General features: G+C 68.8%; 20 protein-coding genes. 4 read left to right on the top strand and 16 right to left on the bottom strand.

The features are described 5' to 3' along the window. Positions 1–23 precede the first annotated feature (23 nt). On the top strand, positions 24–845 hold the full coding sequence (locus tag MW290_RS14650) for a glycosyltransferase family 25 protein (RefSeq protein ID WP_250198460.1): 822 nt from the start codon (positions 24–26) through the stop codon (positions 843–845). 22 nt (positions 846–867) lie between these two features. On the opposite strand, the gene MW290_RS14645 is transcribed toward MW290_RS14650, so the two are convergent. From MW290_RS14645 to MW290_RS14620, 6 genes are read right to left on the bottom strand one after another with little or no spacing between them, the layout of a single operon-like run. Next, the gene (locus tag MW290_RS14645; protein ID WP_250198459.1) at positions 868–1,842 is read right to left on the bottom strand and encodes a polysaccharide deacetylase family protein; all 975 of its coding nucleotides are present in this window, start codon (positions 1,840–1,842) and stop codon (positions 868–870) included. Between the two features lies 1 nt (position 1,843). Further along, the gene (locus MW290_RS14640) at positions 1,844–3,142 is read right to left on the bottom strand and encodes a putative O-glycosylation ligase, exosortase A system-associated (protein WP_250198458.1); all 1,299 of its coding nucleotides are present in this window, start codon (positions 3,140–3,142) and stop codon (positions 1,844–1,846) included. Beyond that, positions 3,135–4,343, bottom strand: a complete 1,209-nt coding sequence (locus tag MW290_RS14635; protein WP_250200006.1) for a glycosyltransferase family 4 protein — start codon at positions 4,341–4,343, stop codon at positions 3,135–3,137. The genes MW290_RS14640 and MW290_RS14635 overlap by 8 nt, the downstream gene beginning before the upstream one ends. Before the next feature lie 5 nt (positions 4,344–4,348). Further along, the gene (locus tag MW290_RS14630) at positions 4,349–5,575 is read right to left on the bottom strand and encodes a glycosyltransferase family 4 protein (RefSeq protein WP_250198457.1); all 1,227 of its coding nucleotides are present in this window, start codon (positions 5,573–5,575) and stop codon (positions 4,349–4,351) included. Next, positions 5,572–6,888 (bottom strand): nucleotide sugar dehydrogenase, encoded by a 1,317-nt coding sequence (locus MW290_RS14625; RefSeq protein ID WP_250198456.1) that lies wholly within the window; start codon positions 6,886–6,888, stop codon positions 5,572–5,574. Before MW290_RS14625 ends, MW290_RS14630 begins: the two co-directional genes overlap by 4 nt. Before the next feature lie 19 nt (positions 6,889–6,907). Beyond that, the gene (locus tag MW290_RS14620) at positions 6,908–8,827 is read right to left on the bottom strand and encodes an XrtA/PEP-CTERM system amidotransferase (RefSeq protein WP_250198455.1); all 1,920 of its coding nucleotides are present in this window, start codon (positions 8,825–8,827) and stop codon (positions 6,908–6,910) included. A gap of 255 nt (positions 8,828–9,082) precedes the next feature. On the opposite strand from MW290_RS14620, the gene MW290_RS14615 reads away from it, so the two are divergent. The 3 genes from MW290_RS14615 to MW290_RS14605 are packed head-to-tail and all read left to right on the top strand — an operon-like array spanning position 9,083 to position 12,019. Next, positions 9,083–10,660, top strand: coding sequence for a glycosyltransferase family protein (locus MW290_RS14615; RefSeq protein ID WP_250198454.1), 1,578 nt, complete (start codon positions 9,083–9,085; stop codon positions 10,658–10,660). Between the two features lie 10 nt (positions 10,661–10,670). Then, positions 10,671–11,612: a glycosyltransferase gene (locus MW290_RS14610; RefSeq protein WP_250198453.1), complete on the top strand. Its 942-nt coding sequence runs from the start codon at positions 10,671–10,673 to the stop codon at positions 11,610–11,612. Further along, on the top strand, positions 11,609–12,019 hold the full coding sequence (locus tag MW290_RS14605; protein WP_250198452.1) for a GtrA family protein: 411 nt from the start codon (positions 11,609–11,611) through the stop codon (positions 12,017–12,019). Before MW290_RS14610 ends, MW290_RS14605 begins: the two co-directional genes overlap by 4 nt. Here MW290_RS14605 and MW290_RS14600 read toward each other — a convergent pair. The 10 genes from MW290_RS14600 to MW290_RS14555 are packed head-to-tail and all read right to left on the bottom strand — an operon-like array spanning position 11,976 to position 23,826. After that, entirely contained in the window at positions 11,976–13,172 is a 1,197-nt protein-coding gene (locus tag MW290_RS14600; protein WP_250198451.1) for a TIGR03088 family PEP-CTERM/XrtA system glycosyltransferase, read from the bottom strand. The two genes, MW290_RS14605 and MW290_RS14600, sit on opposite strands and share 44 nt — an antisense overlap. A gap of 38 nt (positions 13,173–13,210) precedes the next feature. After that, positions 13,211–14,812, bottom strand: a complete 1,602-nt coding sequence (xrtA, locus tag MW290_RS14595) for an exosortase A (protein ID WP_250198450.1) — start codon at positions 14,810–14,812, stop codon at positions 13,211–13,213. Then, positions 14,809–16,050 (bottom strand): TIGR03087 family PEP-CTERM/XrtA system glycosyltransferase, encoded by a 1,242-nt coding sequence (locus MW290_RS14590; RefSeq protein ID WP_250198449.1) that lies wholly within the window; start codon positions 16,048–16,050, stop codon positions 14,809–14,811. Before MW290_RS14590 ends, xrtA begins: the two co-directional genes overlap by 4 nt. Before the next feature lie 16 nt (positions 16,051–16,066). Beyond that, the gene (locus MW290_RS14585) at positions 16,067–17,104 is read right to left on the bottom strand and encodes a FemAB family XrtA/PEP-CTERM system-associated protein (RefSeq protein WP_250198448.1); all 1,038 of its coding nucleotides are present in this window, start codon (positions 17,102–17,104) and stop codon (positions 16,067–16,069) included. An 18-nt stretch (positions 17,105–17,122) separates the two neighbouring features. Beyond that, positions 17,123–17,971 (bottom strand): XrtA system polysaccharide deacetylase, encoded by an 849-nt coding sequence (locus MW290_RS14580; protein WP_250198447.1) that lies wholly within the window; start codon positions 17,969–17,971, stop codon positions 17,123–17,125. Between the two features lie 24 nt (positions 17,972–17,995). Then, positions 17,996–19,117: an XrtA/PEP-CTERM system-associated ATPase gene (locus MW290_RS14575; RefSeq protein ID WP_250198446.1), complete on the bottom strand. Its 1,122-nt coding sequence runs from the start codon at positions 19,115–19,117 to the stop codon at positions 17,996–17,998. A gap of 2 nt (positions 19,118–19,119) precedes the next feature. After that, the gene (locus MW290_RS14570) at positions 19,120–20,631 is read right to left on the bottom strand and encodes a TIGR03016 family PEP-CTERM system-associated outer membrane protein (protein WP_250198445.1); all 1,512 of its coding nucleotides are present in this window, start codon (positions 20,629–20,631) and stop codon (positions 19,120–19,122) included. Between the two features lie 44 nt (positions 20,632–20,675). Then, positions 20,676–21,656 (bottom strand): XrtA-associated tyrosine autokinase, encoded by a 981-nt coding sequence (locus MW290_RS14565; RefSeq protein WP_250198444.1) that lies wholly within the window; start codon positions 21,654–21,656, stop codon positions 20,676–20,678. Between the two features lie 2 nt (positions 21,657–21,658). Continuing rightward, positions 21,659–23,245 carry an XrtA system polysaccharide chain length determinant gene (locus MW290_RS14560; RefSeq protein WP_250198443.1) on the bottom strand — a complete coding sequence of 529 codons (1,587 nt, stop codon included), beginning with the start codon at positions 23,243–23,245 and terminating at the stop codon, positions 21,659–21,661. A 32-nt stretch (positions 23,246–23,277) separates the two neighbouring features. Further along, entirely contained in the window at positions 23,278–23,826 is a 549-nt protein-coding gene (locus MW290_RS14555) for an XrtA/PEP-CTERM system exopolysaccharide export protein (RefSeq protein ID WP_250198442.1), read from the bottom strand. Between the last annotated feature and the right edge of the window lie 193 nt (positions 23,827–24,019).

Below are 24,019 nucleotides of genomic sequence, written 5' to 3'. Positions count from 1 at the left end.
GCATGACGCCATCACCGCCCACCATGCCCATCCCCGTTTTTGTCGTCAGCCTGGCCCGCGCCGCCGAACGACGCCGGCTCATCTGCGAGCATCTGGCCGCGTTGGGTATCAGCTACCGGCTCGTGGACGCCGTAGATGGTGCCAAGCTGTCCCCCAGCGAACGCGATCGCTATCTGCCGGCCGACAGCTCCATGCACGCCGGCGCCATCGGCTGCTACCTGTCGCACATCCACATCTATGAGGTGATGCGCGACGAGCAGATTCCGGTTGCCCTGGTACTGGAAGATGATGCCCGGCTCAGCCCGCGGGCCGTCGATCTCGTGCAGGCCGAGGCAGCTGCCTTCCACTTCGACTACTGCTTCCTGGACAGCGACGACCATAACGACCAGGGGCCCATCTATTACGACAAGGCAAATGCGGTAGCCGCGCCCGGCGGCTTCAGGGCGCATGCGCTGTCTGCGGGTCCGCAGACCACGCACGCATACCTGATCACGCTGCCTGCAGCGCAGCGGCGGCTGTCCGCGGCGTTTCCCATCTTGCGCGCCATCGATCTCTACGACCACCTGCCCTACCGGATCGACTTCCGCGCCATCGTGTCACCCAAGCTGGCCTGGGTGAGCGAGCACAGCCTCATCTCCTTCACGTCGGAACGCAACGACGACGCCCAGGCCCTGAGCTTCGCGGCGCTCCGCCGCAGTCCTGCCTTCTACCGACTCAGAGACTGGCTCAAGCTGAAGAACTGGCGGCGCTCCCGGGCCATTCGGTCCCTGGTACGCGCAGGCCGGCTCAGCGCCGGCGGGCGCTGGGCACCGTTGCCGTCCGGTCGCGAGGTCATCTTCAAGTAGCCAGGTGGCGCGGTCGAGCTGATCAGCTGGCCGCTTCTTCCGCCACGCGGGCGGCGGGCGCCTGCATCAGGTTCATCGCGCAGCGCAGGCCAAAGCGCATCATCGTGGTATCCCAGGGCGTGAAACGGGGCAGTTGGTACAGGTCAGCATCCCGGCTGGCGGTGCCCGGCGCGGTACTCACTGCGGCGGAAAAGCCGGCGCGTCGCACCAGGCCCACGTCGCGCGGGCCGTAATCGCCGCCAGGCACGCCGTTGGGGTACGCGAACAGCGTGGGCGCCTCGCCCAGCCACTGCGTCAGCTGCTCGCGGCCTTCGCCGATCTCGCGGGCGGCCACGGCGTCGCTGATGCGCGCCAGGATGGGGTGGCTCACGGTGTGGCCGCCGATGTCCATGCCGGCCTCGCGCAGCGCGCGCAGCTGGTCCACGCTCATCATCAGGTCGCTGGTGGCGGGCAGGCCGTGGCGCGCGCCGATGGCCTGCGTGCGGGCCAGGCGCTCCTCGGGCTCCAGGTACTTGAGCCCCCGCAGCGCGGCGCGGTAGGCTGCCACGCGGCTGGCGGCGTCACCCACCGGCTGCACACCCAGGCCGAAATCGCGCCAGTCCAGCTCGCCGGCGGGCGCATGGCGCACCGCCTCGATCACCGTGTCGTTCCACATGCGGCCGCCGCCGGTGTAGCCGGTGGCGATGAAGAAGGTGGCGCTGACGCCATGGCGGCGCAGCACCGGCGTGGCCAGCGTCAGGTTGTCGGTGTAGCCGTCGTCGAAGGTGATGCAGGCCGGTGCCGCTGGCAGCGTGCCCTGCTGCAGCCGCTGAACCGCCTGCGCCAGCGGCAGCACCTGGAAGCGCCGGGCGATGAAGCCCACCACGCGGTCGAAACGCTCGACGTCGATCTCGTCGGGCAGCAGCGGGTCGACCGCGGGCAGCACCCGGTGGAAGATGAAGATCGACAGCCGGGCGCCGGAGCCGGCGGGGGACAGCCAGGTGTAGGGGTTCAGCATGTCAGTAGGACTTGGTCGCCATCGCCATTGCGCCCGGCGCCTGTGGCTGGCTGGCCGCCTTGGCCGCGGCCAGCTGATGCTGGCGGCCGATGTGCAGCCCGATGCAGGTGACGGCCGACAGGTAGTAAGGCAGGTCGAAGTAGGCCAGGCTGAGGAAGGCGCCGGCCACGCCATAGCCGATGCACGAGACCTGGATCATGCCGCCCAGATCCGACAGCCAGTGCTGGTCGGCCGAGGCCTGGCCCAGCTTCTTCATGCGGCCGGCGGTGATCCAGGTGGTCAGACCCACCAGCAAGAACAGGAGGAGGCCGATGAATCCGTGCTCCCCAACGACCTGGAAATAGATGCTGTGCGCGGCCAGCACGAGGTCGGAGCGGTCTGAATACAGCGCGTACACGTCCTTCTTGTAAATCATGAAACCACCGCCCATCAGCCGGTCGCAGGCCAGGTTCCAGGTCATGTTCCAGGCATGCAGTCGCCCCAGCGCGGAGTCGTCGCTCTGATAGGTCTCGATGGTGTTCATGCGCTCGAACCACTGGTCGGGCATGAACGCCAGGCCCGCCACGCCCACCACCAGAATGGCAACCGCGGTGATGAACTTGTGCCGGCCCTTGAGCCACAGCATGAAGCCCATGGCGCTGAGGGCCAGGAAGGCGCCGCGCGAATAGCTGCCCAGCACCATGATGGCCGACAGCGCGATGCAGGCGCCCAGCGCGCGGCGGCGCCAGGGCGTGGTCATCTGCAGCTGGATGTAGCGCAGCAACGGGATGGTCATCACCACCGCCAGCGCCAGCTCGTTGTTGCCGTGGATGAAGCCGCCCGGGCCCCAGACGCGGTAGTTGCCGCCGGTCATCAGCGTGAACAGGCCGCCCTTGACGCCGTAGAAGCCCACCGAGAAGGCCAGCGTCCACACCAGCCAGTCGAGTTTGCGGCGGTCGTTCACCAGCGCGATGGTGACGAACACCATCAGCCAGATCTTCATCGAGCGCTCCCACAGCGGCAGCGACTCGTCGACAAAGAAGGAGAACGGCAGCGTGATGCAGGTCCACAGCATGAAGCAGAAGATGGCCCAGGCCGGCGGCCCCAGCAGCGGGTTTTGCCGCTGTTGGGTGACCAGCAGACCGATCAACGTGCAGCCTGCAATGCCGGTGGCCACGGGCCATTCGGCCGCGCGCCAGCCGAACTCCACGTGCGGGCTCATCAGGCTGACCCAGGCGAACAGCAGCGCACCGACCCACGGCCGCCACAGCGCCCAGACGGTGCCGATGCCGATGACCGTGAGGATGAGCAGGTCAGACATGCCGCAACACCCCCGCCTGCGCCCCGGCCAGCGACTGGAACAGGCGCACCTGTGCCTGGCTGGTGGCGTCCCAGCTGAAGCCTTCGGCGTAGCGCCGCACCGCCAGGCGGTCGGGCGCCGCGGCCAGCAGCGCGCGCGTCGCATCGGCAAAGGCCGCGCCGCTGCGCTCGGCCACCAGCCGGCCCACCGCATCGTCGGTCACCACCTCGGGCGTGCCCCAGATGCAGGTGGCCACCACCGGCGTGCCGCAGGCCATGGCCTCCAGCAGCACATTGGCCCAGCCTTCACGGCTGGAAGCCAGCATCAGCGCATCGGCGGCGCTGTACCAGCGCAGCAGCTCGGTGTTGGGCACGCTGCCCACCAGACGCACCTGGTCGGCCACGCCGCGCTCGCGGGCGCGCTGCAGCAGGCGCTCGTGCTCTTGGCCCTCGCCGGCGATCACCAGCCGCGCTCCGGGGTGCGTGGAGCGCAGCGCGGCCAGCGCGTCGATGGCGACATGATGGCCCTTGCGCTCGATCAGGTGGCCCACCGACAACAGCAGCGGCGCGCCGTCGATGCCCAGCTCGGCGCGCATCTGCGCCTGTGGCAGCGGCCGGAAACGCTGCAGGTCGACGCCATTGCGCATCACGTGCAGACGCGCGCGCTCGATGCCCAGATCGCCCAGCACGTGCATCAGCGCGGCGCACACGCCGATGGACGCATCGGCCTGGCGGGCCGCCCACTGGATCATGCGGCGCGGCAGCGGGTACTGCGGAATGAGGTTCAAGTCGGTGCCGCGGGCGGTGATGACCAGCGGCTTGCGGAAATGCCGGGCCAGCAGCGCCGCTGCCACGCCGTCGGGGTAGTAGTAGTGGGCGTCGATCAGGTCGAAATCAAAGCCCTCGTCGACGAGCTGCTGCACGGCGGCTCGGGCCCCGAGCGCCAGCGTCAGGGGCGCGGCCGTCATGCCGATCTTCGGCGCCAGCAGGTAACGCGGATGCAGCACCTCCAGCCCGTTGCGCTGCTCGCGACGGGGGGTTGCGGCAAAGCGTGCGTACTCGCCCCAGCGTGCGCCTGTCGACGGGAACCAGGGCACCGGTGCGACCACGCGGGCCTCGACCTGCGCGCTCTTCAGCAGCTCGCGCAGCCGTGTTTCGACGAAGATGCCGTGGCTCGGCCGCACGCTGCTGGGAAACAGCGTGGAGAAGGTCAGGATCTTCAGCGGCTTCACCGGCCCGCCTCCGCGGCCGCCACCGCCTCCAGCAGGATGCGGCCGAACACCTCGGCCGCGACCCGGTGGCCGAAGCGGGCTTCGACCAGCGCACGCGCGGCCTGCGACAGCCGCAGCCGCAGCGCGTCGTCGGCCAGCAGGCGCAGCGTGGCCTCGGCCAGCGCCGGGGCGCTGTCGGCACGCAGGAAATGAACGCCGTCTCCCACGTCCAGCCCCTCCATGCCGATGGCGGTGGAGACCACCGGCAAGCCCATGGCCATCGCCTCGAAGGCCTTGATGCGGGTGCCGCCACCCACGCGCAGCGGAATCACGAAGGCCTGTGCATCGCGGGCGTGATCACGCACATCGTCCACGAAGCCGGTGAAGTGCACGCCCGGCACCTGCCGCTGCACCAGCGAAGCGGGCGGGTTCTTGCCGACCACGCGCAGCTGCGCCTCGGGCACCCGCGCCCGCACCAGCGGCCAGACCTCCTCGATGTAGAAGCGGATGCCGTCGACGTTGGCTTCCCAGTCCATGGAGCCGGTGAACACCACGGTGGGCGAGCCGCTGGCCGGCGCCTGCCACGAGAAGAAGTCCAGGTCCACGCCGGTCGGGATGGCGCGAGCCGTCTTCAGCCCGTCGTTGCGCTCGAACATCCGCGCGTCACGCTCGGACACGGTGACCACGCGCGTGAAGCGCGCCAGCGCCTCGCGCTCGAAGCGGCGCATCTTGGCCGCCTGCGAGGCCCACAGCCAGCGCAACGGCGCGCTGCGGGCCGCCTGGGCATGCCGCTCGAAGATCTCGGCTTCGACGTTGTGGGTGAAACACACCGTGGCGCCGCCCAGGTCAGCCGGCCGCAGCACGGCGGCGTGGACGAAGTCGAACACCACCACGTCGAAGGGCTCGGCGGCCAGACGCTGCTGGACCGCTGCCATGGCAGCCGGCGTGCGGTCGGCCGCCACATTGATGGGCAGCCCGGACAGCAGGTCCGGGGCACGTTGCCAGCGCGGGCGGGCGGGACTCGGCGCCCAGGCCGTGAAGGCATGGCACAGCCTGTCCAGTTCCTGCTGCCAATCGCGCTGCTGCTGCGCCGTGGCGGGCGACAGCAGCGTGATGTCGAAGCGGCCGCTCTCTTTCAGGCCCCTAAGGATGTTGCCGGTGCGGATCTTGCCGCCGGCATCCGCCGGGAACAGAAAGACCGGCGAGACGAAGGCCAGCTTCAGACGGCGCTCCGGCTGGCTCACCAGCAGATACCCTCGTATTCGGCAAAGCCGGCATCCCGCAGGTCGGCATAGCCGTTCAGGTCGACCAGGCGGGCACCCTTGGCCAGCGCGATGATGCGCTGGCGCGTCTCGGCATCGGCATGGCCCACGACGACGATCTCGGCGCGCGCCAGCACGGCGTCGGGCGTTTCGTGCAGCAGCTTGTCGAGGTGCGGAATCTCGCGGTCGATGTACTCCTTGTTCTTGCCCAGCAGCCGCGCGATCTTGACGAACTTGTCGTAGATGGCCAGGTCGAACCCCTTGCCGAGCAGCTTCTCGGCAAGCACCACCAGCGGCGAGTCGCGCAGATCGTCGGTGCCCGGCTTGAAGGCCAGGCCGAACAGCGCCACCGGCTTGCGGCCCTGGGCGGCGATCAGGTCATAGGCACGGCCGATGTGGGCGTCGTTGCTGGTCAGCAGCGAGCCCAGCACGGGGATGTCGACACCCTGGTCGCGGGCGATGGTCAGGAAACCCTTGACCTCCTTGGGCAGGCACGAGCCGCCGAAGGCGAAGCCGGGGCGCAGATACGCCTTCGAAATGTTGAGCTGCTTGTCTTCGCAGAACAGTGCCAGCACATCGCGGGAGTCCAGGCCCGCCTGCTTGAGCACCGCGCCGGCCTCGTTGGCAAACACGATCTTGAGTGCGTGGAACACGTTGCACAGGTACTTCACCGACTCGGCCACACCCACCTCGGCCGCCACGAAGTTGCCCGGCAGGCCGGCATAGAGGCGCCTCATGACCTCGACGCCGGCCTCGTCCAGGCTGCCGACGATGGTTTGCGGCGGGTTGTGGAAGTCCGCCACCGACGAGCCTTCCCGCAGGAACTCGGGGTTGAAGACCAGCGACAGACGGTCGCCGATCTGGCGGCCCGCCGCCTTTTCCAGCAAGGGCGCGATGCGTGCACGCGTGGTGCCCGGCGCGACGGTGCTGCGGATCACCAGGGTGTGGTGGCCGGCCTTCTTCGCGATCTCGGCACCGATCTGGCCGACGACCGCGTCCAGCGCGGTCAGGTCGGGCATGTAGTTGGGCAGGGACGGGGTGGCCACCGAGATCAGCGACACCTCGGTGCCCTGGACGGCGGCGGCCACGTCATTGGTGGCCGTCAGCTGGCCCGCCTTCACCGCCGCGGCGATCAGTTCCTCGATGCCTTCTTCCACCACCGGCGACTGGCCCGAAGCGATCAGCTCGACCTTCAGCGGGTTGATGTCCACACCGACCACTTCGTGGCCGAGTTCCGGCAGGCAGGCGCACGACACGGCACCCACATAGCCCAGACCGAAAACCGAGACCTTCATCTTGTTGTCCTTGTCGAAATCAGGCAGCGATGCGGGCCGTGGTCGTGCCCAGGCCGGCATTGCGAAGGAAGGCGTCGAACATCAGCAGCACCCACAGCGGCTGGGCATGGTCCATCGCCCCGCGCTCGTGCTGGTCCAGCAAGCGGGCCACGGTGCCGGGGTTGAACCAGCCGGTCTGCGCCAGCGCGCCGTGCTGCAGCGCCTGACGGGCCTGCTCGCGCAGCGGGCCGCGCAACCACCGCGCGAGCGGTACGGCAAAGCCCATCTTGGGCCGGTACAGCACATCGTGCGGCAGCATCGGCTCCAGCGCCTTCTTGAACAGGTACTTGCCTTCCTGGCCCCGCAGCTTCAGGTCGGAGGGCAGCGTCGCCACCCATTCGACCAGCTCGTGATCCATCAACGGCTCCCGCACCTCCAGGCTGTGGGCCATGCTGGCGCGGTCGACCTTGGTGTTGATGTCGCCCGGCAGGTAGGTGTGCATGTCCAGGTACTGGATCAGCGCCAGCGGATCGTCGGTGCCGGCACGGCGGGCATGCTGGTGGAACACCTCGCTGGCATGCCACCCCTGCAGCTCGCGCCTGAAGCCGTCGCTGAACAGCTGCTGGCGCAGCGGGTCACGCACCAGGCCCATGGTGTTGAAGTAGGCCTCGACCGAGTTGCGGGCGATGGCCTGGAAGGTGGTCTTGGCGCGGAACACTCGCGGCGCCCAGTCTGCCTTGGGATAAAGGCGTGCCAGCGGCCCGAACACCCCCTTGCGCAGCGCGAGTGGAAAAGCACTGCGCATGCGCTCTTCCATCATGTGCATCCTGTAGCGACGGTAGCCGCCCAGACTCTCGTCGCCGCCGTCGCCGGACAGCGCCACCGTCACATGCTTGCGGGCCAGCTCGCAGACGCGGTAGGTGGGAATGGCCGACGAATCGGCATAAGGCTCGTCGTACAGGTGGGCCAGCATGTCCACCAGCCCGAAGTCATCGCTGCCGACCGTCTCGACACGGTGGCGGGTGCGGTAACGGTCCGCCACCATCTGCGCGAACTCGGTCTCGTTGAACTTGGGATCGTCGAAGCCGATGGAGCAGGTGTTGACCGGTTGACCGTCCAGCTGGGCCATCGTCGCGACGACGGCGCTCGAGTCCACCCCGCCGGACAGGAAGGCGCCGAGCGGTACCTCGGCCTTCAGCCGCAGCTTGACCGACTCCGTGAGGCGACGGCGCAGCTCCTCGGCGGCTTCCTGTTCATCCAGCTTGGCGTCGAGGGTGAAGCGCACGTCCCAGTAGCGCTGCGGCTCGCCCAGCGGCTGGCCGCGCTTGACCAGCAGGCGATGGCCAGGCGCCAGCTTGTGCGCCTGGCGGTAGATGGTCCAGGGGTCGGGTACGTAGCCCAGTGCAAAGTAGGCCTCGACGGCGCGGGGATCGATGTCCTGCCGCAGGCCGCCATGGGCCACCAGGCTCTTGAGCTCGGAGCCGAACAGCAGCCAGCCGTCGTCGGTGACGGCATAGTGCAGCGGCTTGACGCCCAGGCGGTCGCGGGCCATGAACAGGCAATCGCGGCGACGGTCGTGCACCATGAACGCGAACATGCCCCGCAGGTGGTGCACGCAGTCCTCGCCCCAGTGCTCCCAGGCACGCACGATGGCCTCGGAGTCGCTCTTGGTGCGGAACACGTAACCGTGGCCGCGCAGCTCGTCCATCAGCTCCAGGTAGTTGTAGACCTCGCCGTTAAACACCAGGGCGACCGACTTGTCTTCGTTGAAGATGGGCTGCTGGCCGGTGGCGATGTCGATGACCGACAGCCGCCGGTGACCAAAGCCGACGCCGGGTTCGATGTGCAGGTCACCCTCATCCGGCCCGCGGTGCTGCTGCGATTCATTCATCCGGTGCAGGCGTTCGCGCTCGGGGAGGCGCATGCTGCGGGTATCGAACAGACCGGTGATGCCGCACATGGGTAGGGCCTGGTAATGCAAGGTTGGGGCGTGCAGACACGGAACCGGTCGCACGAAACGACGGATTCTTACCGACGCTGCGCCCTCCACTCTGCCACCACTGTCGTGTTTGTGATATCGCGCACGCTCGCAGCCTTGAACTGGGGGGGCCGGTCACAGGCGCCACAATGCCGATCCGCGATGATCCGCTGCGCGCAGAAGGCGACCACCCCAACGCCGCCCGCGACCCATTTTCACTGCGACCTACGCCCATTCATGACGTCATCCCGTATCTCGCACCCCCGGCCCAGCGGCCCGACGTCCACTGCCACCCTGTGGACCGTTTACGTCCTTCTGGCGCTGGGCCTGGTGCTGATGCAATGGCGCGTGTTTGTCGGCTACCAGGCCAGTGATGACGCCAACTACCTGCTCGGCGCCACGGGGTGGCTGGAACACAGTCCCTACGTCGGCAACAGCCACTGGACGCTGCGCCACACCCTGACGCTGCCCACCGCGCTGTCGATCTCCACGCTGGGCCTGAGCCTGTTTTCGGTGGCACTGCCCACGCTGGTCTATTTCGTGGCGTTTGTCGCCGTGCAGGTGTGGGCCCTGCACCGCCACTTCGGTTTTGCGGTCGCGGCCGGGTTTGCACTGTTCGCGATGACGACTTCGGGCATGGTGGTCAATTCGACCTACCTCGCGCCGGACGTCTCCGAACTGTTCTTCATCGGCACCACCTTCTGGGTGCTGACGGCGGCGTTGGAGCCGCGGGAAGACGGTCGGACAGGCTCAGCCCGGCTGTGGCTGCTCGCCGGTCTGCTGGCGGGCCTGGCCTGGATCAATCGCCAGACGGCCGCCGGAGCGCTGCTGGCTTTCGCCATCACCGCCTGGCTGGCAGGGCGCCCTGCGCGCGTCCGCATGCCGTGGGCGGTGCTGGGCTTCGCCCTGGTCGTCGGGTCAGAGTGGGCCTACCTCACCGTCATGACGGGCGACCCGATGTACCGGTTCAGCCTGGACCTGAACCACGACCCGGTGAACCGCGTGGCCGAGGTGCAGCGCGTCGCGGCCAGCGGCGGCTGGATCGACAAGGAGGGCAACCTCAGCGTCCATGTGCTGCTGGACCCCCTTCTGGCCCTGTTCGTCTCGCAGAAGTACGGCCTGCTGTTCTGGACCGGCGTCGTCGCCGCCTGGCACGCCTGGCGGCTTCCGCAGGGCAAGGATCGCCAGTTGTTGATGCGCCTGATGGGCCTTGGTGTCATCGCGTTCGTGTTCGTCGGGGCCAATCCCAAGCTGTATCTCGTGCCGCGCTACCTGCTCGTGCCCGCCTGGGTCGCCGCCGTGCTGACGGCCTGGTGGGTGGCCCGGCTCTGGTCCGTGCGGCGCAGGCTGCTGGCCGGCGGCGTCATGGCTGCCGTGCTGGCAGTCAACATGCTGTGCCTGTCGGTCGAGAACACGCAGCCCCGCGCGATCGAGCAGGCGCTGGTGGACTGGGTGAGGTCGCACCCCCAGCAACCCATCCACACCGACATCGAGACCTTCGAACGCGCACAGGGCTTCTTCCGCATCGCAGGCGTTGCCACCCAGACCGTGTCCACCGCGCCGGCCAGGCCCGGTGACCGGGTGTTCTACAGCCCGATACGCGTGGAGCAATGCGCCGCGCAGTTGCGCTGCCGGGACGTGGCCTCGGCCTTCCGGCGACAGCCCAGCTGGGTGTCGACGGAACAATTGGTCGGACCGGCAAAACCGGTGGGACAACTGCTGAACTCGCTGGGCCTGGCGCAACGGCTGCCGGCCGACATCCGCCGGCGGATCCTGACGCCCAGCTACGAAGTCACCCTTTATGAAGTGCGCTAAGGACTACCCCATGGACGTCGCCCTGGACCCCACGCCGCGCGTGGCGGTGCTGATCCCTTGCTACAACGAAGAGGTCGCCATTGCCCAGGTGGTCAAGGACTTCCGCGCAGCCCTGCCGCAGGCCGCCATCTACGTCTACGACAACAACTCGAAGGACCGCACCTCCGAGGTCGCCCGCGAAGCCGGCGCGATCGTGCGCGTCGAACGTCGCCAGGGCAAGGGCAACGTCGTGCGCCGCATGTTTGCCGACATCGAGGCCGATGTGTACCTGCTGGTGGACGGCGACGCCACCTATGACGCAGCCAGCGGCCCGAAGATGGTGCAGACCCTGCTGACCGAGCAGTTCGACATGGTCGTGGGCTGCCGCACGCATACGCAGACCGAGGCCTATCGGCCAGGCCATGTGTTCGGCAACGCGATGCTGACCGGCGTCGTCGCCAAGCTGTTCGGGCGCAGCTTCACGGACATCCTGTCCGGCTATCGCGCGTTCTCTCGCCGCTTCGTGAAGTCGTTTCCGGCGCTGTCCAAGGGATTCGAGACCGAGACCGAGCTGACCGTGCACGCACTGGAGCTGCGCATGCCGGTGACGGAGATCAACACGCCCTACGGCGCGCGGCCCGAAGGATCGGCCAGCAAGCTGTCCACCTACCGCGACGGCTGGCGCATCCTGCGGCTGATCCTGCAGCTGTACAAGCATGAACGCCCGCTGGCCTACTTCTCGGTGCTGGCGGCCCTGCTGGCGCTGCTGTCCGCCGGGTTGGCCACGCCCGTGGTGCTGGAGTACCTGAGGACAGGTCTGGTGCCCCGTTTCCCAACGGCCATCCTGTCGACGGGCATCATGATCCTGGCCTTCCTGTTCTTCATCGCCGGCGTGATCCTGGAGACGGTCACACGCGGGCGGCAGGAGATCAAACGGCTGCTCTACCTGCAGATGCCGCGATGGGAGCTTTGAACCACCTGCGGAGCACCCTGCTGCGCTCGCAGCTGCTGCGCTTCGGTCTGGTGGGCTGCGTCGGCTTCCTGGTCGACGCCAGCCTGACGCTGCTCTTCCACCAGCAGCTGGGGCTGGGCGAGGCGCCGGCACGGGTGCTGGCCTTCCTCGTCGCCGCCACGGCAGGCTGGTGGCTGAACCACCAGTTCACCTTCCAGGCGCGCACGCCTGCCCGCGCCTCCAGCTGGCTGCGCTACGTCGTGCTGACGAGTGCGGGCGCCGCCATCAACATCGGCTGCTACCTGGCTGTGGTGCGCGTGCTGGGCACGCGTCCGCTGCAGCTGCTGGCCGGTGTGGCGGTGGGCTCCATCGTCGCGATGGGATTCAACTTCTGGGTGTCTCGCCGCTGGGTGTTTGCCGCAGGTTAGCCGAGGCGTAAAGCGCCCCGTAGGCGGCCACCATGCCCTGGAGACTGAACTCCGCGTTCGCGCGCGCCAGCGAGGCCTGCGCCAGGCGCTGCCGCAGCGCCGGATCGCGCACCAGTCTCGCGAGCGCCTGGGCCAGCGCCTGGCTGTCGGACGGCGGCACCAGCAGCCCGTTGGCACCGTCCTGAACCAACTCCGGGTTGCCGCCCACCTCGGTCGCGACGGGCGCACAGCCGCAGGCCATGGCCTCCAGCAGCGTGTTGCTGATGCCCTCGGCCCGCGACGGCAGCGCGAACAGGTCGAACTGCGGCAGCAGCGTGGCAACGTCGCCGCGGTCGCCCGGCAACCAGGCCCGGTCGGCGGCGCTGGCGCTGACCAGGCGCTCGCGCGCGGCTTCCAGCAAGGGGCCGCCACCCAGCATCGCCAGGCGCAGCCGCGGCCAATCGGCGGGGCACAGCGCACGCAGTTGCAGGAAGGCATCGACCAGATTGAGGGGGTCCTTGACCGCCTGCATGCGGCCCACGGCGCCGATGACCAGGTGCTCACCGCGGCGATACGGCCAGGCCACCGGCACGTCGGCGGACGGCGCGAAGCGCGTCGTGTCCACGCCGTTGCAGATGCGCAGCACCCGCTCGGGGGCAAAGCCCACCGGTCCGGTGAGGTAGGTCTCGATGGCCCTGGACAAGGCCACGAACCGGTGCACGCCCGGGCCGTAGAGCCGGCGCAGGCGCTGATTCGTGCGGCTGATGCCGCCAAGGTCGTTGACGTCCCAACCATGCTCGCTGTGCACGCGCAGCGGCACGCCCGCGGCCCAGGCCGGCAGTTGGAACTCCATCGCGCCGAGGTTGCGCGTGTGCAGCACCGCCGGGCGCAGCTCGCGCAGCAGGCGGAAGACGCGCGGATACAGCCACAGGCCCTGGCCGGGGGGTTTGTTCAGCGCGATGAACTGCGTGCCGGGCGCCTGCACCCGTTCCTTGAAAGCGGTGATCTCGGTCACCGCCACCACCGCATGCCGGAATGCCGGCAGATGGTTGATGAGGTTGACCACCCCGTTCTCCAGTCCACCGGTGTCGAAGCGGTAGATCAGGTGCAGCACCAGCGGCCGCTCGTCGCCGCCGCTCGAGGTGTGCGCCAGGGTCGACGGCATCTCAGTCATCGGCGGGCTCGGCGCTCCGGGTCGCGGTGTACGCGGCGTCAGCGCGTGCGCCGTGCATCGTCCAGCGCACGCAGCAGCGCGTCCTGGTGAGCGGCGGCAAAGGCAGCCAGGCGCTGGCTGGCCTGCGCCCGCGCGACGGTGTCGGCCTCGGGTGCGTCGGTGACCAGCACCACGATGGCGGCGTCGTCAGGCTCGCCGCGCATGCGCACCCACGCCTGCAGCAGCTTGGCCTGCACGTCGCTGCCGACGAATTGCCCTCCCACCCAATAGGTGCGCCACACCAGCAGCTCGGGGCGGCCGCCGGACACGGGCGGCCCCATGCCCACCACCTCGGTGGCCCGCCAGCCGGCCCGGGCCACAGCGGCGGTCGCGCCCGAGGTGTCGGCCGCCCCCAGCGGCTCGGCCCGCCAGGCGGTGTCGTTGGGGTCGACCAGCGCATTGAGCGAGCTGACGGCCTTGCTGCCCTCCTGCTGCTGACGGAAATAGGCCAGGTGCAAGCCGACGCGACCGGCCGGGCCGGCGTAGGTGCCGCTGCGCTCGGCGCGCGCGCCGACGATGGCGGGGCGCCAGTCGGTCAGCGGCGTGTCCACGCTGCGCCACACCGGCGCGGCAGGCTCGGGCAGCGCCAGCCGCGGCGGCGCGGCGGGCAGGCTGTCGGGCGTCTGCAGCCAGGCCGGCCACACCACCGCGGCCGCGGAGGCCACCGCCACCACCAGCAGGCGACCGGCGGACGGCCGGCCACGCTGGCCACCCACGGCCTGCACCCGGTCGGCCACCGGCGCGTCGGCCTCGGACCAGCGCGCGCCGATGAAGAACAGCGCGGTGATGACGATGCCGAAGAACAGCCAGCCGTAGACCAGATGGTCGACCCCGGTGGCGATTTCGTTGTTGGACAGGTGGCCCACCAGCACGATGAGGTAAGCGCGCAGCCAGTTGGCCAGCACAGGCACCACCAGCGACAGCGCGCAGAACACCCAGCGCCGCCGCTGGCTGCGGTAGTTCAGGTAGCCGAACAGGCTGCCCACCATGAACGAAGCCATCAGGTAGCGCACGCCGCTGCAGGCTTCCACCACCGACCAGCGGCCCGATGGGATGACGAACTGCAGCCCTTCGCGGTACACCGGGATGCCCGAGGCCCGCAGCGTGGCCACGGTGAAGTCGGCCGTGTACTGCATCAGCACCGGCGTCATGAACTCGCCGATCGGCACCGCGAAGAACAGGAAGGCCAGCGGGAACATCAGCGCCCGCGTGACCTGCCAGCCCAGCAGCGCCGGCACGCCGGCCACCAGCAGCGCGGTGAAGGCCAGCTGCATGACCGCATTGACGTCGGCCAGGTCGCCCAGCCACCACGCTAAGGCCAGCAGCACCAGCACCGGCACCATGGCCGGCACCGCGCGCGGCGTCAGCCGGCGCAGCACGTCGCGCTGGCGCCAGACCAGCCAGGCGACGATGGGCGGCACCAGGAAGGCATGGGTGAAGGTGGCCGAGCGCTCCCAGATGGCGACCATCGCCAGCCCGGTGCCGCGGTAGGCCAGCAGCACCAGCAGCAGGTAGGCCACCATGGCGCCAGCGGCCTCGCGCCAGCCGGGTGCACTGGGCTCTGCGGGCGCCGAATCGTGGGCGACGGGAACGGCGCTCATGCCGACACCACCTCGGCAGGCGCTGCAGGCGCGCGGGCCTGCAGCGCCTCGGCCAGCAGGCGGTCCAGCGGCGCCAGCCGGGCGGCCCAGCCATAGCGGGCCAGCACGAAGCGGCGGCCAGCTTCACCCAGCTGCTGCGCCAGCGCCGGTGCTTCCAGCAGGCGGCCGACCTGGGCCACGTAGTCGGGGGCCTGCTCGGCCGCCAGCAGGTCGTGGTCGTGCTCGGCCGCGATGGCCTCGGCGCAGGAGGCCGCGCACACCACCGGCCGGGCCATGGCCATGGCTTCCAGCACCTTGTTCTGCACGCCACGGGCCAGCCGCAGCGGCGCCACCACCGCCAGCGCATGCTGCAGGTAGGGCCGCACATCGGGCACCGTGCCGCTGACCGATACGCCCTCGCCCGCCAGCGCCTGCACCGCGGGTGTGGGGCTGCGGCCGACGATGTGGAAGCGCAGCGCCGGCCAGCGTTGGCGCAGCGCGGGCAGCACCTCGGTGGCGAACCACACCACCGCATCGACGTTGGGCCAGTAGTCCATCGCACCGGTGAACACCACCGGCAGTTCGCCCGCCGCATAAGGCGAGGCGCGCTGAGCATCGGGCGCGAAGAAGTCGGCGTCCACGCCATTGCCCACCGCATGCACGCGGCCGGCGCATTCGGGCGCCAGGCGGCGGAACAGCTCGGCTTCCTTCTCGGTGACCAGGAAGGTGCTGTGGGCGGCTGCGGCGATCTGGCGCTCGTAGGCCAGCAGGCGCTGGCCCTCACGGCGGTAGAGCCACGACATCGGCCAGGGCCGGTTGCGGGCGTATTCGGTCCACTTGGCCGAGTCCACGTCCACCAGGTCCACCAGCACCGGCACGCCGACGGCGTGGCGGGTGTACGGGCCCATCGACGACGAGAACACGATCACCGCATCGATGGCCTCGCGCTGGCAGACCTCGCGCACCCAGCGGTCGAGCCGGGCGTTGCGGTAGTAGCGCAGCGTCAGCGGCTGGCCCTCGGCCAGCGCGGCCAGGCTGCGCAGCTTGGCGGGCAGCGGCTGCAGCGGCTCGGCGCACACCTCGGCGCACCAGGCCTGCAGCGTGGGCACGTGCTGCTGGTCGTCGGGGTCGTCGACGAAGGTGCCCAGGAACACGCGGTGACCGGCCAGCAGGTGCTGGAGCAGGTGGTACGAACGCACCTTATCGCCCTTGTTGGGCGGGTACGGCAGGCGGTGCACCAGGTACAGCAGGTTGGCCATGGCAGCAGGGCGCAGCTCAGCCCAGGTTGCGCACGATCAACGGGCCCAGGCGGTTGGCCAGGCCGATGGGCATGCGCCGCCAGGTCTTGATCAGCAGCTGGTACTTGGCGTTGCTGGGGTTGTTCTGCGGCACCGCGTCGCGCTTGTAGAGGCGGTGCTCGTAGTGCAGCGGCGCCGGCTCGAAGCCCCAGTTCTTCTTGAACGCATAGGAGCCGGTGCCCTGCTTGCTGCGGCCGTAGTCGAACACCTTGAGCCCGCGCGCACAGGCGCGCTGCATCAACGCCCAGTACTTGAAGTCGTTGCCCGCCAGGTCGCGCGCAGCTTCGTCGTCACCGGCGTAGTAGGGCAGCACCTCGTCGCGGAAGTAGAAGCTCAGCACGCTGCTGATGGGCTGGCCCTCGGCGGTGGTGACGGTGAGCACCTCGGCATCGGCACCGAAGGTTTCGAGCAACGCCTGGAAATAGCGCCGCGGCATGGCCGGCGTGCCGTGGCGGTGCACGTTGCTGGCGTACAGCGCGAAGAAGCGGTCGATGCCGGGATCGATGCTGGCCTGCAGCCCGTTCTTGATGCCCTTGCGCACCATCGCGCGCTGCTTGCGCGGGATGGCCAGCATGTTGGCCTCTTCGTCGGGCAGGATCTCCTTGCGGAAGGTGACGTACAGGTCCTGCAGCGGCCAGTCGTCATGGCGGCGCTGCACGTTGCGCATCTCGAGATGCTCCACGCCCAGGCGGCGGGCGATCTGCTGCGCCTCCTGCTCCAGCGCCTCAGCCGCCGCTTCGTCCAGCGCGGCCACGCCGCCGTAGACCGCGAAGGGCAGGCTGACCAGCGACTGGCCGAACATCACGCTGTGCACATGGGCCAGCGGCAACACGCCGCGGATGCCGTGCTCGTCTTCGGCCCACAGGAAGAAGGTCTGGTGGCGGAACACCTCGTGCAGCAGCCGCTGCCAGCCTGAACGGTGGAAGAAGGTGGCCTGCGGGCAGGCCTGCACGAAGGCGTCCCAGCGCGCGGCGCCGGCAGCGTCACGCAGCCCCAGCCGACGGATCTTGAGCATGGCGGTCAATGGGTGGCGTCAATGGGTCGAGCTACCCAGGAAGATCTGGTCCATGCGGCCCCAGCGGAAGTCGGCGAGCAGCTGCTCGAGCCGGCGTTCCATGCGGCCGATGTTCACGTAATGGCGGAAACGGGTCTTGGCATCGATGCCGGCCACGCGCGGTTGGCCGGCATCGATCTCCCAGGGGTGGAAGTAGAAGATGGCCGAGGCCTGGTCGCCGGCATTGACCTGCCGCAGCATCCAGCGCGACAGCGCATAGGGCAGCAGGCGGAAGTAGCCGCCGCCGCTGGACGGCAGGTTGCGGTTCATCACCCGCAGCGTGGTGACGGGGATCTCCAGCAGGCCCGGCCGCACCTCGTGCGCGAAGCGCGGCGCATCGGGCATGCCGTAGTGGTCGTGCTGGATGGGGTAGACGCTGGAGCTGTAGCGGTAGCCGGCTTCGGCCAGGCTGTCGAAGGCCCAGAGGTTGCCCTCGCCGATGGAAAAACTCGGCGCGCGGTAGCCCAGCACCGGCCGGCCCGACAGGTCTTCGAGGATGCCCTTGGCGCGCCGGATGTCCTGGCTGAAGGCTTCGGGCGACAGCTCGCTGGCGCGCTGGTGGCCGTAGCCGTGGCTGGCCAGTTCATGGCCCTGTTCGACGATGCGCCGCACCAGCGCGGGGTAGCGTTCGGCCACCCAGCCCAGCGTGAAGAAGGTGGCCTGGGTGCCGCGACGCGACAGCATCGCCAGGATGCGGTCGACATTCGCTTCCACCCGGCACTCGCGGGCGTCCCACTCGTCGCGCCGGATGTAGGGCGCGAAGGCCGAGACCTGGAAGTAATCCTCCACGTCGATGGTCAGGGCGTTGGTGATGGCGGTGGGCTGCATCGCGGTACTTCCTTGCTCGGGTTCTCAGCGCTCGCTGCCGTCGTTCGGGGTCTTCAAGGCGCCCACCAGCCGCTGCAGCAGCGACAGCGTCTCGAGGTTGATGCGCTCCAGCCGCAGCAGGCTGCGTTCCAGCCGCTGCAGCCGGTCGCCATGGGCCTGAGCCGCCAGCGTATCCAGCTGCCGTGACATGCCTTCGGCCGCCTCGGCGCTGAGCGCCAGCTTCGACGGGTCGATGTCCACGTCGCCCAGCGGCCCGACCTGCTCCACCGGCAGCGTCGCGCCGCCCAGGGCAGACGCGCTGGCCGGTCGGGCCACCGGCATCGAGGCCGAGGCACCGCCCTCGCGGGCGAATTCCTTGACCACCTCGTCGACGTCGGCCACGGTCAGCAGCGTCTTGTTGTTCAAGTAGCCCAGCAGCAGCAGGCGGTCGCACACCGCGTTGATGCGGCGGGGAATGCCCTGGCTGGCATTGAAGATGGCCTGGAAGGCTTCGGGCTCGAACTCCGGCTGGCCGGTGGAGCCCGCGCACTTGAGCCGGTGCTCGATGTAGTGCTGGGTGTCTTCCAGGTCCAGCGGGCCGATGTGGCAGGTGGCCGCCACGCGCTGGCGGAACTGCTCCATCTCGGGCCGCTGCAGGATCTCGCGGAACTCGGGCTGGCCGACCAGGAAGCTCTGCAGCAGCGCCTGCGTGCCCAGCTGGTAGTTGGACAGCATGCGCAGTTCCTCCACCGCGCGGGGCGACAGGTTCTGCGCCTCGTCCACCACCAGCAGGCAGCGCTTGCCCTGGCTGGCCTGGCCGATCAGAAAGGCTTCCAGCGTGATCAGCAACTCGGACTTGGTGACGCCCTTGACCTGGAAGCCGAAGGCCGCGCCCACCATGCGCAGGGTGTCTTCCGCGTCCAGCTGCGTGGTGACCAGCTGGCCCACCACCACGTCGCTGCGGTTCAGGCTGTCGAGCAGGCCACGCAGGATGGTGGTCTTGCCCGCGCCCACCTCGCCGGTGATGACGATGAAACCCTCGTTGCGCATCACGCCGTACTCGAGGTAGGCCTTGGCGCGACGGTGCTGCTTGCTGTCGAAGTAGAAACTGGGATCAGGATTGAGCTGGAAGGGCTTGTTGCTCAACCCGTAGAAGGCTTCGTACATGGTCAGAACTGGTAGCCGAGCGTGGCCACGACGGCGCGCTCCGTGTAGGGAGAAAACGAGCCGTTCGACCGGGTGTAGCGGGCCGAAAGCTGGGCCTGCGTGCGCGGACCCAGCTGGGTGCTGAGGCCGACGCTGCCGCTGCGCAGCGAACTGCGTCGATCGTCATCGCCCTCGGTGCGTTGCCAACTCAGGCTGCTGTTGGCCGAGGTGCTGGGCGTCAGGCGGTGCGACACGCTGGTGGTGAAGCCCCGCTGGCGCACCGTGCCGTTGCCGGCCAGGTCGTCGCCGGTGTCGGTGGCCCGGCGCAGCTGTTGGGTGCTGCTCTGGGATGCCTGGAAGATCACCGTGGTGCGCACCCCCATCAGCGCCAGGGATAGCGCCCGTGCACGCTGCAGCGTGGGCGAAGCGGTGAGAAAGCCAGGGATGGCCACGCTGTTGGGATTGATGCCATACAGCGCCAGGAAGCTGCGCACGGCGGCGTCACGGTCTGCCGGACTGGGAAACTGCGAGGCGAACTGCGTGTACAGCAGGTCATACACCGTGCCCTGGCCGGATCCCGACCTCGAGCTGGACGTCGAGGCGTCGGTGCTGTCGGTGAAGGTCCAGACGGTGCGCGCCGTGCGGAACGAGAAGTTCACTGCGTGCGAAGTGCCGAAGTAGCGCTTTTCCACGCGCGCCGTGAGGCTGGTGCGCTCGCTCGGCACCCAGGCCAGCTCGGCACCGCTGAGGCTGGAGGTTTCCATCTCGGACGAACGCAGGTCGTTGCGCTCGGCACCGGCAATGGCGGTGGCCGTGATCGACGAGGTGAGCGGCAGGCTCAGCGTGCCGCGCAGCAGCTCGGTCTGGCTGGTGCTGCCCTCGTCGTAGTCCACCTTCTGCGAATTGGCGGTCAGCGACCAGGTGGACGTGCGGCGCGACTCACCGCCCTGCATCTGCAGCTGCCAACCACTGTTGGTGAAGTTGCCCACGCCGAAGCTGGAGTTGCTGGTGGTGTCGCGGTTGAAGCGCAGCTCGTACTGCGCCGACGAGCCCAGCGGCCCACGCAGGTAGGGCGACAGCGACAGCGTGCGCACCTCGGTGCGGTTGCGGTTGGCCAGCGCGTTGTCGGTGGACGTGGTGCCGAAAGCCGACACCTGCTGCTGCGCCACCGAGGCCCGTGCGTCCAGGAAGACCCGGTCCTGCAGCAGCTCGGCGGTACCGTTGCCGTACAGCGTGTGCTGCACGTCGTTGTCCTCGGAATGCCGTGCATAGCCCTGCGCCGTGGCCGAATAGTCCAGCGCACCACGCAGCCGCCGGCCGTTGGCCACCGCACGAAACCCGAGCGAGGCCTCGCTGACGAGGTCGCTCTGGGCTTCAGGGGTGAGACGGTAATTGTTGGTCCAGGTCTCGCGCAGGCTGGCGGAAGGCGAGATCGAGAACACCCGCACGCCCTGGCCGGGCGCTGCAGGGTCGGCCGCGGCCGACGTTTGCGCATAGCCGATGCAGGGCACCCAACAGGCCGCTACCGCGGTCAAGGCCTGGGCACACCGAAGGGCGCGTTCGCTCGCTCGCCGCACCTTCACGCCGCAGCCCCGGAAGGCTTCTGCGGCGCCGCAGCGGCGGGCTCGCCCCGGTCCTGGTCGCCGTAACCGTAGCCGTAGCCATAACCGGCCCCATAGCCGTAGCCGTAGCCCGCGGCATAACCGTCGGTGGAGGCGGTGCGGGCTTGGTTCAACACCAGCATGCGCACCGGGCAGTTGTCGATGGTGGACAGCGCATGCTGCACGTCCGACTGACGCGTCTTGTCGGCATGCACCACCATCACGATCTGGCCCATGTTGGTGGCCAGCACGCGCGATTCGGTGGTCAGCAGCAGCGGTGGCGAATCGAAGATGACGATGCGGTCGGGGTAGCGGGTGGCGATGTCGTCCAGCAGGTGGCGCATCGCGTCGCTGGCCAGCAGCTCGGTGGCGCGCGGATGCGGGTCGCCGCTGGGCAGCACGGTCAGCTTCTCGACGTTGGTGCGCAGCAGCACGTCGCGCATGTCGGCCGAACCGTTGAGCACGTCCAGCAGGCCGGGCCCCTGCGGCACGCCCAGCATGCGCGGCAGCGAAGGCCGGGCCACGTCGGCGTCCACCAGCATCACGGTGTGGTCCATCTCGTTGGCGATGCTCATCGCCAGGTTGATGGAGGTGAAGCTCTTGCCTTCGCCTGCCAGCGCGCTGGTCACCATGATCAGGTTGCCGTGCGTGATGGTGGACACGCCCTTGCCCATGGCGTTGCGAATCAGCGGCCGCTTGATGACCCGGTACTGGTCGGCCACGGTGGAACGCGGCGCCTGGGGGGTGAGCACGCCTTGGCGTTGCAACGCTTCCAGGTCCAGGTTGATCTTGCGAGACAGGGTGCGTGGCTCGGGCTGCGGCGGCACAGGTGCTTCAGCGGCCGGGGCCGGCGTGTCGGCCACTCCGGGCACAGCCTGGGGCAGGTGCGGAATCTCGACGCCGGCCTGCCGCAACTGGGCCAGGCGCTGGGCCGCTTGTTCAATGAGGCTGCCATTCATGATCAGCGACCCGCCATCATCGAAACCGCCAACATGCCGCCCAGGAAAACGACGACGAGGCCGGCACTGGCCGCAGAAAAGCGCAGCAGGTCGACCCGCTCGCGCCGACGATCGGCTTCGGTCTGGATCAGCGAGACCACGCCCAGGAAGGGCAGCTCGATCTTGGCCCGCACCTCGGCCGCGCGGTGGAACACCGGCCGCAGCTGGCTGGCCGCGAAGGCGGTGAACACGCCTGCAAAGAGGGACAGGACCAGCGCCGCCGGCAGCAGCAGCAGGCGGTTGGGCGACACCGGCTTGGGCGAGACGCGGGGCGGCTCCACCAGGCGGAAGTCGGCCATGCCGGAGGCCACGTCCAGGTCGCCGGACATCGCGGCAGCCTCGCGGCGGGCCACCAGGTCCTCGTAGTTCTTCTTGTGGATCGCGTAGTCGCGATTCAGCTGCGCGGCCTCCGCCTCGATCTTGGGCGACATGCGGATCTTGGAGTGCGCGTCGTTGTAGCGGTACTCGTACTCGGACACGCGGGCACGCAGCGCCGCGATCTGCACCTCGGACGAGGCCAGTACACGGCTCATTTCCAGCGTCGCAGGCGAGACGCCACTGTTGCTACCGGCGATGCTGGGCACGGCGGCCGCGCGCTTGCGGGCCTTGGCCACCTCCACCACCTTCTGCGCCTCCAGGTCCTTGAGCAGGCGGCGGGTGCTGATCACCTCCGGGTGCTGCTCGGTGAATCGCTGCAGAAGCGCATCCAGGTTTTTGCGCTGGAACTCGATGCGAGCATCGATCTCAGGCGTGGAGACGGTGACCGCCGACTCGTCCAACAAGCTCTGGCCTGTGGCAAAACCCATGTTGCTCTGGCCGCTGGTTTCGGCCGCCAGCGCTGCCTTGGCTGCATTGCGGGCGTTCTCCGCCTCACGCAATTCCAGCCGGGCGGCTTCCAGCTGGGCGCTGAGCTCGTTCAGGCGGGTCGCAGCGTCCTTGCCGTCGGCGAACTGCATGTCGATGTTCTTCAACCGGAACTCCTTCAGCCGCGCCTCGGCCTCTTCCAGCTTCTGCTGGTAGCTCTTGATCTGCTCGTTGATGAACACCTTGGCGCTGTCGGTGTCCTTGCGGCTGGCGCCCATGCTGGACTCGACGAAGATGGACACCAGCGACTGCACGGCGCGCTTGGCGCGCTCGGAGTCGGAGTCGCGGAAGGACAGCAGGTAGAGGTTGTCGCGGTCGGCGCTCTTGATCTGCAGCGTCTTCATCAGGTGGTCGACCAGCGCGTCCTGCTCGAGCCGGGTGCCGTTCTCGAGGTCCAGGTCGGCCATGCGCACCAGCTTTTCGACGTTCGGCCGCGTGATCAGCGTGCGGCTGAGCATCGTCACCTGCTGGTTGACGTCGGGCTGCACCGCCAGGCCCGACATCAGCGGCTTCAGGATCGACTGGGTGTCGACGAAGATGCGCGCGCTGGCCTCGTACTGGTCGGGGATGCGAAGCACCACGATCACGCCGGCGATCGCCACGATCCATGCCACCAGCACGCCCTGCCAGCGGTACTTGTACATGCCGCGGGTGACGTTGGCGATTTGCTCAATCAGTTCATGCATCGCGAATTCCTGCTACCGCCTGCACACAGAGGTCAGAAGAAGCTCTGCGGGATGATCAGGATGTCGCCCGGCTTCATCTCGACGTTGGCCGAGATATCGCCGTCCTTGATCAGATCCTTGAGGCGAACCGCGTACTGCTTGTTGCCCTCGGAGCCGCGCAGGATGGTGGCGCGGTTGCCGGCGGCGAAGTCGGTCAGGCCACCAACGGCGATCATCACGTCCAGCAGCGTCATCTTCTGCTTGAAGGGCAGGAACTGCGGGCGGGCAGCTTCACCCACCACGCGCACCTGCTCGCTGTAGGGGCCGACGAAGTTCGTCACCACCACCGTGACGACGGGATCGCGGATGTACTTCTCGAGCTGCTTCTCGATGTCGCGGGCCACCTGCACCGAGGTCTTGCCCTGCGCCACCAGTTCGTCCACCAGCGGGGCGGAGATCTTGCCGTCCGGACGCACCGGGACGCTCATGGACAGCTCGGGGTTGCGCGAGACGATGATGTTCAGCGTGTCGCCCGCACCGATGACGTAGGCGTAGTCGCCAGTGCCCGCTTCAGCCGGCGCGGCGGGGTACTTGCCCGACATTCCGGCACATCCCGCCAGCAGCACGGCGGCCAGAGCGAGTACAGATGAAAGCCGCCAGGCACGCCCTTGGGAGATGGAAGAAGTTCGCAACGCAGAGCCCCTTGTGATTCGCTGTCTTGTGGTGGCGCCGGGCCGTGGGCCCGGGCGAGCGGCAGGCCGGAAGAGGCCTGGCGCAGCCCGAACGGCGCGGTGT

It is taken from the genome of Aquincola tertiaricarbonis (assembly GCF_023573145.1).
GTDB classification, from domain to species: Bacteria; Pseudomonadota; Gammaproteobacteria; order Burkholderiales; family Burkholderiaceae_C; genus Aquincola; species Aquincola tertiaricarbonis_B.
The sequence above is the reverse complement of the archived record's forward strand: the minus strand, read 5'-3'. Positions and strand labels throughout refer to the sequence as shown.